The 13,703-nt window shown below is 41.3% G+C and carries 9 protein-coding genes and 1 riboswitch; all 9 genes read left to right on the top strand.

Annotation, left to right across the window (positions count from 1 at the left end):
- The first annotated feature begins 4 nt into the window (after positions 1–4).
- Positions 5–2,191 (top strand): DNA topoisomerase III, encoded by a 2,187-nt coding sequence (locus tag ACRRMM_RS16355; RefSeq protein ID WP_202733950.1) that lies wholly within the window; start codon positions 5–7, stop codon positions 2,189–2,191.
- 197 nt (positions 2,192–2,388) lie between these two features.
- The gene (locus ACRRMM_RS16350) at positions 2,389–3,471 is read left to right on the top strand and encodes a glycosyl hydrolase family 8 (protein WP_202733949.1); all 1,083 of its coding nucleotides are present in this window, start codon (positions 2,389–2,391) and stop codon (positions 3,469–3,471) included.
- On the top strand, positions 3,452–4,303 hold the full coding sequence (locus tag ACRRMM_RS16345; protein WP_025206779.1) for a GGDEF domain-containing protein: 852 nt from the start codon (positions 3,452–3,454) through the stop codon (positions 4,301–4,303). The genes ACRRMM_RS16350 and ACRRMM_RS16345 overlap by 20 nt, the downstream gene beginning before the upstream one ends.
- Positions 4,293–6,008, top strand: coding sequence for a DUF2334 domain-containing protein (locus ACRRMM_RS16340; protein WP_076822721.1), 1,716 nt, complete (start codon positions 4,293–4,295; stop codon positions 6,006–6,008). The genes ACRRMM_RS16345 and ACRRMM_RS16340 overlap by 11 nt, the downstream gene beginning before the upstream one ends.
- Before the next feature lie 37 nt (positions 6,009–6,045).
- Positions 6,046–7,269, top strand: coding sequence for a glycosyltransferase family 2 protein (locus ACRRMM_RS16335; protein WP_428828968.1), 1,224 nt, complete (start codon positions 6,046–6,048; stop codon positions 7,267–7,269).
- Positions 7,270–7,273: 4 nt separating this feature from the next.
- Positions 7,274–9,355 (top strand): cellulose biosynthesis cyclic di-GMP-binding regulatory protein BcsB, encoded by a 2,082-nt coding sequence (locus ACRRMM_RS16330; RefSeq protein WP_428828784.1) that lies wholly within the window; start codon positions 7,274–7,276, stop codon positions 9,353–9,355.
- Between the two features lie 66 nt (positions 9,356–9,421).
- Positions 9,422–9,569, top strand: a riboswitch (cyclic di-AMP (ydaO/yuaA leader).
- A 113-nt stretch (positions 9,570–9,682) separates the two neighbouring features.
- Positions 9,683–11,509 carry an APC family permease gene (locus ACRRMM_RS16325; RefSeq protein WP_007498061.1) on the top strand — a complete coding sequence of 609 codons (1,827 nt, stop codon included), beginning with the start codon at positions 9,683–9,685 and terminating at the stop codon, positions 11,507–11,509.
- 70 nt (positions 11,510–11,579) lie between these two features.
- Positions 11,580–13,301: a pyruvate oxidase gene (locus ACRRMM_RS16320; protein WP_224559245.1), complete on the top strand. Its 1,722-nt coding sequence runs from the start codon at positions 11,580–11,582 to the stop codon at positions 13,299–13,301.
- A 193-nt stretch (positions 13,302–13,494) separates the two neighbouring features.
- Positions 13,495–13,703: T7SS effector LXG polymorphic toxin (locus ACRRMM_RS16315; protein WP_432450917.1), on the top strand; the 209-nt coding region annotated here is incomplete at its 3' end.

Raw genomic sequence — 13,703 nt, 5'->3', positions numbered from 1 at the left:
TCTAGTGTCAAAAACAGTTGTATTAGCAGAGAAACCTTCGGTAGGACGTGACCTTGCACGTGTACTGAAGTGTCATAAAAAAGGAAATGGTTTCTTAGAAGGAGATCAATACATTGTCACGTGGGCGCTTGGTCACTTGGTGACACTGGCTGATCCAGAAGGCTACGGGAAAGAATTTCAATCCTGGCGTCTAGAGGATTTACCAATTATTCCAGAACCACTCAAGCTTGTCGTGATGAAAAAGACAGGAAAACAGTTCCAAGCGGTCAAAGCGCAGCTGGCGAGAAAAGATGTGAAAGACATTGTCATCGCAACAGATGCTGGACGTGAAGGGGAGCTTGTGGCAAGGTGGATTCTTGAAAAAGCACATGTGAAAAAGCCTCTAAAACGTCTATGGATTTCGTCTGTTACAGACAAAGCCATTCAAGAAGGGTTCAAACGATTAAAAGACGGCAGAGAGTATGATAACTTGTATCGCTCGGCGGTTGCACGTGCAGAGGCCGACTGGATTGTAGGAATCAACGCAACAAGAGCGCTGACAACGAAGTTCAATGCGCAGTTATCCTGTGGACGTGTGCAAACGCCAACGATTGCTATGATCGCCAAGCGAGAGGAAGACATTCAGCAATTCCAGCCGAAGCCGTTCTTTGGGCTGACTGCACAAGTAGACGGACTGACGCTGACTTGGCAGGATGCAAAGACCAAACAAAACCGTACATTCCAAGAGGATGTAGTGAAGGAGCGCTTGGCAGCCTGTAAAGGAAAACCTGCAGTGATTGATGCACTGAAAAAAACAGCGAAAAAATCCTTTGCTCCAGGATTGTATGACCTGACAGAATTGCAACGTGATGCCCATAAACGCTACGGTTTTTCAGCAAAAGAAACACTGTCTACACTTCAGCGTCTGTATGAGCAGCATAAGCTCGTCACATACCCGCGTACAGATTCACGTTTCATTTCGGCAGATATCGTGCCTACATTAAAAGATCGACTCAAAGGAATGAACGTTAGACCTTACGCGCAGCATGTGAATCGCATTTTACAATCAGGCATTAAAGCACATAAAGGCTTCGTCAACGATGCCAAAGTGTCAGATCACCATGCGATCATTCCAACCGAGGAAGAGCTGTATCCAGGTGCATTAAGCGATAAAGAGCGTAAATTATATGACCTGATTGCCAAGCGATTCCTCGCTGTACTGATGACCCCCTTTGAATATGAGGAAACAACAGTGATCGCCAAGATCGGCAGTGAGACATTCACAGCGAAAGGGAAAATTGTGCAATCAGCCGGTTGGAAAGCTATGTACGATGATTCCTATGAAGACGAGGAATCAGCCGAAGCAGATCAGCACTTGCCGGCATTAACAGAGGGGCAGTCACTTGACGTACGCCAATTAAAAGAGACAAAAGGCGAAACGAAACCTCCTGCTCGTTTTAACGAAGCGACCCTTTTATCTGCCATGGAGAACCCGTCTGCATTTATGGAGAACAAGGAAAAAGACTTAGTGAAAACCCTTGGCGAAACGGGTGGATTGGGGACAGTGGCCACAAGAGCTGATATCATTGAGAAACTGTTTAACAGCTTCTTAATTGAGAAAAAAGGCAAAGACATCTTCATCACATCGAAAGGGAAGCAGCTTCTTTCTTTAGTACCTGAAGATTTAAAGTCACCTGCGTTAACAGCGGAATGGGAACAAAAGCTTTCTAAAATTGCGAAAGGCCAATTGAAAGCTTCTCAATTCATGAGTGAAATGAAGTCATATGCAAAACAAGCCGTATCTGAAATCAAACAAACGAACCAAACCTTTAAGCATGACAACATGACAGGTACACATTGTCCTGACTGCGGAAAACTCATGTTAAAAGTGAACGGGAAAAACGGCACCATGCTTGTTTGTCAGGATAGAGAATGCGGACATCGAAAAAATGTGGCAAAGAAAACAAATGCACGCTGCCCGAACTGTCATAAAAAGCTTGAGCTGCGCGGGGAAGGCGATGGCAAAATATTTGCCTGTGTTTGTGGTCATAGAGAGAAACTGTCTGTTTTCGAAAAACGCAAATCCCAATCCAATCAAAAACGAGCCAGTAAGCACGATGTGTCTAAATATATGAAAAAACAAAAGAAAGTGGAAGAACCGATCAATAACGCACTTGCAGAACAATTGAAGAAACTAAAATTAGATCAATAGTTGTGTAAAAACCCATGTGAATTCGCATGGGTTTTTTGTTTGTTCGAGTATTTTGACATGTTGTTTTTCTGTAAATGGGAATATGTAAGCGAAAAGACTCGTAATTTGGCATAAAATATTTATTTTCATTTAAACAGAAACGCTCTATAATAAATCGTTAGATGCTTAGAGAGAACAAGGATTGAAAGGGGACACGAATGGATACACCCATATATCGTACAGCTATCGCTATACTCATTGTCATTCTACTAGGCGGATGTACCTGGAAACAGCAGCAACATTCAGCTCAACCAGAACCTGCAAAGCCAGTATTGTCAGGAGAGTACTTTATGACTCACCACTTAATGACAGACCAAGGTATGATTCGAACCTCGCTTGCGGAACAGCCTACTTACTTATCAGAATCGCTCGGACTTTGGATGGATTATCTTGTTAGAAAAAAAGATCAAACATCTTTTGATCAACAAGTAGACGTCCTGCGCACTCAATTCTTACTGGAACATGATCTTCTTAGCTGGCAAATCGAATCTCATCAAAAAAGCAAAGTCAATGCTTTAGTTGATGACTTACGTGTAGTAACAGCGCTTCAAAAAGCAGATCAATTGTGGCAGAAGTCAGTGTATCAAACCACAGCCAAAAAAATCGCAAAAGCGTTAAAAGACAAAAACATGTTCAAGGGTATGTTGACCGACTATTATGATGCATCGACAAAGCAAACTTCACATACAATCACACTCTCATATCTTGACCCAAAAGCAATCAAAGAACTAGTATCCCTCCACCTATTCACAGAACAAATGATGAACAACCAATTGGCCATTCTACAAAATGCACCGAGACAAAAAGGATTTTTTCCAAAATCCTATGACATAGCGAAGAAAGTCTACTCATTTGATCATGAAATCAACTTGATCGACCAGCTTTATACGGCTTTTTATGCCGAACGTGCACAGGTTGATACATCAGTCATCATGAAATGGCTGAAAGCCAACTTCCAAAAGGAAGGAAAACTGTATGGACGATATAAACTGAGCACATTACAGCCAGCAGTGACGTATGAATCGCCTTCAGTCTATGCACTGGTGATCTTATATGCACTCAAACAAGGAGAAGATGATTTTGCAAAAGACGTCTATCACCGAATGAAAGAGCTGCAAATCCAAGATCCTCTCAAGCCTTATTACGGAGGCTATATGAACGAAAAAGATACACACTCATTTGATAATTTATTGCCTCTAATTGCAGAAAGGGAGCTTCTAAATGAAAAGGTTATTCAGTAACACCTATCGCACGTATTATACGCTGCTCCTCACGTTTGCGGGACTCATTTTATTTATGGGCTACTTGAATGGACGTGATGCGGAGAGTGTCATGATCATCACACTCACATTTGTCGTGATAGGATGCGGCATTTTATTTGGTATTTTGCCAGCATTGGTTTTTACTTTGTTGATTTTGTTCTTTATAGGAAGCGGGATGTTCTTTACAGAGCTCGGTCACACAAATTCACTCTTTTCTAATCAAACGTTGCAAGATGTCGTGATATGGGGCGTGGCGCTTCTCTTTTTTGCTATTTCTGCTGGAAACGTGCATGAGCGAATAAAAACGATGCGTCACACCATTGACCAACAAAAGAGGGCCATCAAACAATTTGTAGCGATTGACTCAACCACAGGATTTGACAATGCAGAGCGGATGAGGCTCGAGTTGTCTGAGGAAATGAAACGAGCAGAACGATACAAACAGCCATTCGTCTTTATCCTTCTTCATATGCACTACTCAGCGGAATTCAAAACATTATATGGGGAAAAAGAAATGCAGCATCTTTTCCAGCAACTCAGTATGAAGATTCGCGAAAGTGTGAGAGAAACCGATAAGAAATTTCGATTATCCGAAGAACGAATCGGGCTGCTGCTCACTCACACACCTGCAGAAAACGTCTCGATCGTTCTTGAAAAGCTAAAGGATAAACTGCAAACGCATGTCCTGCTAAATGGTCGTGAAGTGACCTTAACTTTTCATGTCTGTCATTTAACAAGCAGCTCGGATTATCGGACACCAGAGCAATTTTTAGAAGAACTAGAAAACGAGATGATGATGAATGAACTTTAATGTTTTGACGAAATGTTGTTTGTTATTCGTTCTTTTCTCTATGCTTTCGATCAAAGACAGTACATCAGCTGGTGCACTTGAGAAAGAGTTCAGGACCCTCATCGTCTATTCCACACAATCAGGTGAGGCAACTCCAACTGTTCATATGCTTGATGTACTTGTGGGGCATTTTTCCACACGAACGACCATTTTATCTGATGAACAAATAACTGAAAAGAACCTCAATGACTTTCAGCAAGTTATCTATATAGGTGAAGAAAAGAGAACGTTGAAAGCACAAACCGTACGTCTCATAAACGAATCAAAACGTTTAATCGCAATAGGATACAATGCGGAACAGCTTCGTCCATTCTCGAAGCTTACTTTTCACAAACAAGATCACATCAGTCAAATCAAAGATACTGATGATCAAGAATACCGTCAGCTAGAGAGAGGAATCACAGCTCAGACGGTTCAAGGGACAGATCTGCAACGTAAATTCTTATTGAAGAAAAATCAAGCTGAACAGCCATTTGTGATTCAAACAAAAGAAGGTGCGGCATATGTCGGAATGCTAAATATCCTTCAGCACGACAAGCTACTTGCAGAGGTGCTTGAAAGTCTCCTGCCGGCTTCTAGTCAGACGAAGACAAAGTACTTACAGCTTGGGAAGATTAACCCCGTCACGGATGAGAAGAAGTTACTTGAACTTGGACGATACGTAACAGCTCGCCATATCCCTTTTCTGCTGGCGGTGACCCCTATATGGATTGATCCAGCAACAGGGGATGAAGTGACGCTGAGTGACCGACCTAAACTTGTCCACGTGTTAAAACAATTGCAAAGCAATGGAGCTAGTGTCGTTCTTCATGGGTTTAGCCGTACGTATCGAATGCAGGAGTCGGGTAAAGGCTTTGAATTTTGGGATGTAAAGTACGATCAGCCCGTTACGTCAAATGAACCAGAGAAAGCTGATCAGCAGCTGAACAAAAGCTTTTTTCCGAATGAAAAAGATTTTAATGTGTATATCAAATCCAATCAACATCAAGAAGCCATCTATACAGAAGAAAAGCTGACAAAAGGCATTGAACTGCTCACGCAGCAGGGGTTATATCCACTTGCATTTGAAGTGCCGAATGACGCCATATCCCTGCAAGGCTATGAAGTGATTTCCCGCCATGTGTCCAGTCTATTTGGACAGGTGCAGCTCTCAGACCGTACATGGAAAACAAGTAGTGCATCACCATTTTTGTCGACACCCGCCATGCTTCATGGCATGACTTTATATCCTGAACAGTCTATAGATACAGCGTCTGGCCAAGAAGGTGCAAACATACTGGCTGAGCAGACAATTCAATCCATGCAGCATATCCAATCCGCCGCCATTGGGCTGTCCTATGATGTGGAAGCGGGGATAGATGGGCTGCAAGAGTTAATCACACAAATGGATGCGATCCCTTCTAGTGAATGGCTAGATTTAAAGAAAACAAAACAGACTGTTGAAACCCCGCATGTCCAGATCAAAACAACAGGAAATGGACATATTCAAATAGAGCAATCCAATATAGCTGAACCAAAAACAAACAAACGAAGCGGGATGGAAAATATGCTTCGAATGCTCACAATGGTGGTGCTGCTCTTTATTGTGGCATTTGCTTTTTACACATTGTATTTAAGGCTGACGATGAAAAAACGGATCTTTAAGGAGAGAAAATCAGGTGGCTGATATCTTATTTTACCTATCATTAATACTGATTTGGATCATGCTCCTATATCATATGTTTCTGATGCAGGGAGGCTTTCAGCACTATTTAACTTACGAAAAAGTGCTGCCTAAATGGACGAAACAAGGGAAAGATCTGCCGACCGTCAGCATTCTCATTCCAGCACATAATGAAGAAGTGGTCATTCGGCAGACGCTAAAAGCCATGGTCCAGTTATCCTATCCCAAACACCTTCTTGAAATCATTGTGATTAATGACAATTCCTCTGATTGTACAGGGGAGATTGTGCAATCATTTAGTGAGCAATACGATCATGTCCATATAATTGAAACAAAGCCGCCATTTGCAGGGAAGGGGAAATCTACTGCACTGAATGAAGGCTTGAAGGCTTCGACAGGAGACGTTATTTGTGTATACGATGCAGATAATATGCCTGAAAAGAAAGCCGTCTACCATTTGGTTCTTGGATTATTGAATGATCCTAAAGCAGGTGCTGTTGTCGGGAAATTCAGGGTCATCAATGCAGCCAAAAACCTCCTGACAAAATTCATTAACATAGAAACGATCTGCTTCCAGTGGATGGCGCAAGGCGGGAGATGGAAATGGTTTGGCATTGCGACAATACCAGGCACCAACTTTGCGATCCGCCGGCACATTTTAGAAGAGCTTGGCGGCTGGGATGTCCATGCACTAGCTGAAGACACTGAATTAACGATTCGTGTGTATAACCTGGGCTATGTGATTCGGTTCTTTCCTGCTGCGATTACATGGGAACAAGAGCCTGAAACATGGAAAGTCTGGTGGCGGCAGAGAACACGCTGGGCTAGAGGCAACCAATATGTTGTGCTTAAATTTTTAAGGCAGTTTATGAAATTAAAACGAAAACGAATGATTTTCGATTTATTTTATTTTTTCTTTACGTATTTCTTATTTTTCTTTGGTGTACTGCTCTCCAATGGCATTTTTATCGTAAACTTATTCGTTGATCTTCACTTATCTGTGGGAGCTGTGGCACTCATTCTATGGGGCTTAGCCTTCTTCCTCTTTTTAACAGAAGTGATGATTACGTTAAGCATAGAGAAAACAGAGCTGACCAAACAAAACATTCTCATTGTGATTCTCATGTACTTTACCTACTCCCAAGTATGGATTGCGCTTGTTGTGTACTCCTTATGTGTAGAGGCGAAAAGCCGATTATTGAAACAAGAAGTGAAATGGTACAAAACCGAGCGTTACAATCAACAACAAAAGAAAAGCGGGTGACATATTGAAATCGTTAAAATGGTTGATTTATATATTAGGATTATCCTTAGCGATCCAGCCTTTTTTCATGGCAGGTCAAGCAATGGCGCAATCCAACCGAGTTCAAGTCAAAGATGATTGGGTTCAACCTTCAAAAGAAAGCAAAACAAAAACGCAGCATCTATCAGAAGACGTAGTGACCTTATATGGACAAGAAGACCGCACTGAATTTACCTATCAAGTGGATCAGGAAAAAACAGAGTCAAGCACATTGACGTTAAATATAGAGGCTTCACCATTATTGATTTCACCTTCTTCATTCACTGTTATGATTGATGGAGAGATCGAAAAGACCATCCCTGTATCAGGGAAAAACCAGAAGAAGTCGATTCAAATCAAGTTGAACAAAGCACAATTGAAAAAAGGTACTCACCGCATTCAGGTCGCATTTTATGGTGTCTTAAAAGAAGGCGTGTGTATCAACCAAGAGACACCTGCTAATTGGCTAAAAGTGTATCCTAAAAGTGAACTTGTATTCAAAGGAATTCAAAAGAAAGACCTCGCATTAGACAACTTTCCATCACCTTTTATTCAAACGGGTGATCAGAAAGAACAGACAGACATTGTCATTCCTAATTCACCGGATGGAGCTGAATTAGAAGCAGCCATCAAAGTATACCGTACGTTGAAAAACAAAGATCGCCAAAAAGAGATCAAACTTATCCAAGAAAAGGACATCAAGCAAGTGACGCACCCAACGATTGCTGTGGGAGCTAAAGGAAGCTGGGATGGACGGATGAAAACGATTGAACAAGGTGCAGGAATTAAAACGAAAAGCAGTCATCTTACATTAGCGATGAGAACTTTGACAGCAAAGAAAACAGAACAGCCCATTTTATTTGTGACAGCGGAAAAACCTGTGACAATTGCTGAAAAAATCAATGTTCTGACTCAGTCAGAATTAACGGGTCAACTGACTGGAACGGACTTACTGATTCAAAAGACTGCAGCTCAAACGTCTAAACCATCTCACAAGATTCGTTTGAAAGATTTTGGCGGAGATGATGTCACGGTTGGGACCAACAAGACGGCATCCGACCACTACTATTATCCGAAAGCGCTACTGGCTAACCAAAAATCAGGTGCAAAGCTCAATCTTTCATTCAAAAAATCTGATACAGCAGCAAGCAAAACAGAACGGTTAACTGTTATGATCAATGACGAACCGCACGACGTACCATTAACAAAACTAGGCAACAAAGATGCGAATGGATTCTATCATGTCTCGATTCCAGTAGATTCAAAGATACTTCAAAAAAATGAATATATTGATTTGCAATTTGTCACAAGTGGTTTTAAAAACATGGAATCCTGCAGACATACAGATGAAGAAGGCTGGATATTCATTGACAAAAATAGCTCTCTTCAAATACCAGAAGGAACAATGAGTGAAAAGCCAGATTTAGCCGCATGGCCGCTCCCGTTCACTTCGAAAAATACATTGATCATCATACCAGATCAAATCAAACGTGAAACAATCAATCAAATGGCCATGTTGACGGAATCTTTTAGTCAGCCAGAAGTAGCTCAATATCATTTAATGAAAGCTTCTCAAGTCACAAATGAACAATTGAAAAATCACCCTCTCATTTTCATCGGAGGCATTCAAACATTCTCTCTTCTGAAAGAAAAAGTGGCTGAGCTCATTGTTCCGGTGAAAAAGGATCAGTATGATGTATCTTCTTTCGGCATGATCAACGAAACAACGGCTCGAATTGTATGGACGCAGCCATCTGTTTGGAATAAAGAACAGATAATGACAGTCTTTTCAGGAATGACTGCAGCTGAAGCTAACGTGTCAAATGAAGTGATGCAATTTCTTCAAACAAATACAGAAAAAGCAACAGTTGCAATAGAGAGTAAAAACAAAGGCGTGTTTTCTAATCATCAATCCGTCAGCAGCACATCGAGCAGTCTGAAAACAAGTGAAAAACAAAGCAGCAGCGAGTCTTGGATTTACTTTGCGTGTATCGCTGCACTCATCCTTTTTGTGCTTGTGATGATTGTCTATTTCGTACGAAAAAACCGTAAAAAGACTGAGTTCTAAACGATCAAAAGACCTTGAAAAAATCTCTTTACTTTGGTGTCAAACGGGAGTATGATCTCTTTTATAAAAGACCAATCGCTGAATCATTTCGATGAGCGGGGGAACCAATTGTGGTGGTATAAAACACCACGTGGGGTGAATCCTTTTAAGGTAGGGCAAAATCTCATGCGCCCGAATCCGTCAGCTAACCTCGTAAGCGTTAAAGAGAGCAAAGACCAACCTGTGATCTAAACAATAGGCACAGGGGCATTCTATTGCCTCTGTGTCTTTTTGGCGATCCAAAATTTTGTAACTCAAATCGTTTGACACTAAAGGAGCGGGCAACACATGTACAGTTTGATGAAGCGTATTTTAATTGGTAAACCATTAAAATCACAGGCAGCAGGAGAACAAAAACTATCAAAAATCAAAGCTTTGGCATTATTGTCATCAGACGCATTGTCGTCAGTCGCATACGGTACAGAACAAATCTTGATTGTATTATCAGTTGTCAGTGCGGCAGCGTTTTGGTACTCACTCCCGATTGCAGGTTGTGTATTAATCCTTTTAATGGCGTTAATTCTATCTTACCGCCAGATTATTTATGCTTATCCAGAAGGCGGCGGGGCGTATGTCGTCTCCAGCAGAAACTTAGGTGAAAAACCAGGGCTGGTTGCTGGTGGATCATTACTCGTCGATTACATTTTAACCGTAGCAGTGAGCATTTCTGCTGGGACCGATGCGATCACATCGGCTTTTCCAGCTCTATATCCATATCATGTCATGATCTCAATCGTATTAGTTCTAGTGATTATGGTGTTAAACCTTCGTGGACTGACAGAGTCGGCATCTATTTTGGCTTATCCTGTGTACCTATTTGTCTTTTCATTGCTCATTTTAATTGGAGTGGGCGGGTTTAAACTATTAACAGGGCAAGTGCCGCCAGCACCTGAACATACAGCATTTGGCACACATGTATCAGGCATCACGTTATTTCTTTTATTAAAGGCATTTTCGTCTGGCTGTTCTGCTTTAACTGGTGTTGAAGCGATTTCTAATACAATTCCATCCTTTAAAAAACCAGCTGCACAAAATGCAGCGAGAACTTTATTGATGATGGGGGGATTACTGGCCGTTCTATTTGTAGGAGTGACATTGCTTGCGTTTGGTTTTGGCATCTCGCCAAAGCCAGAAGAAACGGTTGTGTCACAAATTGCATCAGACACATTTGGACGGACATTTTTCTACTATGTCATTCAGGCTGTCACAGCTTTAATTTTAATATTAGCGGCAAACACAGGCTTTTCAGCTTTTCCATTATTGGCTGTCAACTTAGCAAAAGATAAATATATGCCGCGCATGTTTACAGTGAGAGGAGATCGACTCGGTTATTCCAATGGCATTATCTTTTTAGGTGTAGCTTCTATGCTGCTCATTTGGCTATTTGATGGGAAAACAGAACACCTCATTCCACTTTATGCTGTCGGTGTGTTTATTCCATTTACCTTGTCTCAGACAGGTATGTGTGTAAAGTGGATTCGTGAAAAACCACAGGGATGGAAAGTGAAAATGCCTATCAATATTGTGGGAGCACTTATTTCATTTACGGTTTTCATGATTCTCATTTTGACCAAGTTCCATCTTGTATGGCCAGTATTTGTTTTCATGCCAATTGTTCTATTTATTTTTCATTCTATTAAGAAACATTATCTGTCTGTTGGAGAACAATTACGTTTATTGAATGAAACCGAGCCTGTCGAAATCAAAGGAAATGTGGTCATCGTCCCAATAGCAGGTGTCACACGTGTCGTCGAACAATCTGTGCAATATGCAAAATCCTTATCAGACCAGGTCATAGCGGTTCATGTATCGTTTGATAAAGAGAAAGACAAGAAAATTGAAGCTGATTGGGAAAAGCTGAATAGTGATGTGCGTCTTGTGATTTTACATTCGTCTTATCGAAGTCTCATTCACCCGCTTGATAAATTTCTTGAAACGATTGAAGCGAAAGCAAATGCACATCAATATAGAGTGATGGTGCTCGTCCCTCAATTTATTCCGAAAAAAAGATGGCACACCATTTTGCACAATCAATCTGCTTTCTTATTAAGATTCCGTTTATTATGGAAACGGGATATTGTTGTCGCCACTCTTCCATATCACTTTAAAAAGTAGCAAGAGCAAGTTGAAACGTTTGATCAAAAGGGTGCGGTGGTATGGAGTAAGAAAAAAGGAGTTTTCTCACATGCCGCAAAGAACCGCAGGAAAAGAAGTAACAGCGCTACTGGAAGAGTGGGGCGTGAAACATATTTATGGAATGCCCGGCGACAGTATTAACGAATTAATCGAAGAACTAAGGCATGAATCAAGCAAAATTCAATTTATACAAACAAGACATGAAGAAGTGGCAGCACTTTCAGCAGCAGCTGATGCGAAACTAACAGGCAAACTTGGTGTTTGTTTATCAATTGCTGGGCCAGGTGCTGTCCACTTATTAAATGGACTATACGATGCAAAAGCGGATGGTGCACCTGTATTAGCGATTGCAGGGCAGGTTGCCTCAACTGAAGTAGGCAGAGATGCATTTCAAGAAATCAAATTAGAGCGGATGTTTGACGATGTTGCTGTCTTTAATCAGCAAGTACAAACAGCAGAAGCTCTGCCTGACTTATTGAATCAAGCCATCAAAGCTGCTTATACCCATAAAGGGGTGGCGGTTCTCACTGTCTCAGATGATTTATTTTCTCAGAAAATTAAGCGGAGTCCCGTTTATACATCTCCTCTTTACGTAGAGGGAGACGTGCGGCCCAAGAAAGATCAACTGCTAAAGGCTGCTCAACTCATTAACAATGCGAAGAAGCCAGTCATCTTAGCAGGAAAAGGATTAAGAAATGCAAAAGAAGAGCTTCTTTCGTTTGCAGAAAAGGCAGCTGCACCGATCGTCATTACACTTCCTGCAAAAGGTGTTGTTCCAGACAGGCATCCATACTTTTTAGGGAACCTAGGTCAGATCGGGACGAAGCCTGCATATGAAGCGATGGAAGAGTGCGATTTATTAATCATGCTTGGAACCTCCTTCCCATATAGGGATTACTTACCAGAAGACACACCTGCCATTCAATTGGATATCAAACCGGATCAGATAGGTAAAAGATATCCAGTAGAAGTGGGGATTGTAAGTGACAGTAAAAATGGTCTTCATGAACTAACCTCTTATATTGAATATAAAGAGCAGCGCGGTTTCCTTGAAGCTTGTACAGAGCATATGATGAAGTGGCGAGAAGAAATGGATAAGGAAAAATCTATTGCCACATCACCGCTTAAACCGCAGCAAGTCATCGCTAGATTAGAAGAAGCGGTAGATGATGATGCCATTCTTTCAGTTGATGTCGGTAATGTGACGGTATGGATGGCACGTCATTTCGAAATGAAACAGCAGGATTTCATTATTTCCAGCTGGCTTGCCACAATGGGCTGTGGTTTACCTGGCGCAATATCAGCTAAATTAAACGAACCAAACCGCCAAGCCATTGCTGTCTGTGGTGATGGAGGCTTCACAATGGTGATGCAAGATTTTGTGACGGCGGTAAAATATAAACTGCCAATTGTCGTTGTGATCTTAAACAACAACAACCTTGGTATGATTGAATATGAACAACAGGTAAAAGGCAACATCAACTATGGTATAGAGCTGGAAGATATTGATTTTGCAAAATTTGCAGAGGCATGCGGCGGTAAAGGAATCTCGGTGTCATCACATGAAGAACTAGCACCAGCCTTTGATCAAGCACTTCAAGCTGATAAACCTGTGATCATTGATGTTGCGGTGACCAATGAACCACCGTTACCTGGTAAAATCACATACACACAAGCAGCAGGCTTTAGTAAATATTTATTGAAAAAATTCTTTGAAAAAGGTGAGCTGGATATCCCTCCACTCAAGAAAAGCCTCAAACGCTTTTTCTAAACAGCAGGTAGTCGGTCCTCCAATTAGGGGGACTGACTTTTTTGTTGAACAAGGAAAAACATTTCAATTGTCACTTGTTTTCTTTTGTATAAAAATATACAGACTGGATTTTTGTAACTTAAAGCCTATTTTTCCAATTCGATGAGAAAGGTAAAATAGACTTTATGATCAATAATGGAGGGAGTGGATTTTTCTGGGTAAGATACTTGATGCAAAAGCACTAACCAGTGCCATGGATACAAGGGCAAAACACTATCAGGAACTCCGTGAAGAAATGGTTGATTTAAAAAAAGCGCTACAGGGTGTGGCGAATCTCGGTGATGATTTCACTGGAAAAGGTGCCGATAACATTAAAAGCTTCTACAAAGAACTCGCCGGAAATGTGGACATGTTTATTAGCTT

This window comes from Bacillus sp. XT-4 (assembly GCF_050864245.1).
Taxonomy (GTDB): Bacteria; Bacillota; Bacilli; order Bacillales; family Bacillaceae; genus Bacillus; species Bacillus altitudinis.
Note: the sequence above shows the minus strand (reverse complement) of the source record. Positions and strands in the feature narration are given on the sequence as shown.

What these genes read in the sequence shown, in the direction of transcription:
- ACRRMM_RS16350 (WP_202733949.1), top strand. Translation starts at nt 2,389, where the DNA reads ATGGATACACCCATATATCGTACAGCTATCGCTATACTCATTGTCATT.
- ACRRMM_RS16345 (WP_025206779.1), top strand. Translation starts at nt 3,452, where the DNA reads ATGAAAAGGTTATTCAGTAACACCTATCGCACGTATTATACGCTGCTC.
- ACRRMM_RS16340 (WP_076822721.1), top strand. Translation starts at nt 4,293, where the DNA reads ATGAACTTTAATGTTTTGACGAAATGTTGTTTGTTATTCGTTCTTTTC.
- ACRRMM_RS16335 (WP_428828968.1), top strand. Translation starts at nt 6,046, where the DNA reads ATGCTCCTATATCATATGTTTCTGATGCAGGGAGGCTTTCAGCACTAT.
- ACRRMM_RS16325 (WP_007498061.1), top strand. Translation starts at nt 9,683, where the DNA reads ATGTACAGTTTGATGAAGCGTATTTTAATTGGTAAACCATTAAAATCA.
- ACRRMM_RS16320 (WP_224559245.1), top strand. Translation starts at nt 11,580, where the DNA reads ATGCCGCAAAGAACCGCAGGAAAAGAAGTAACAGCGCTACTGGAAGAG.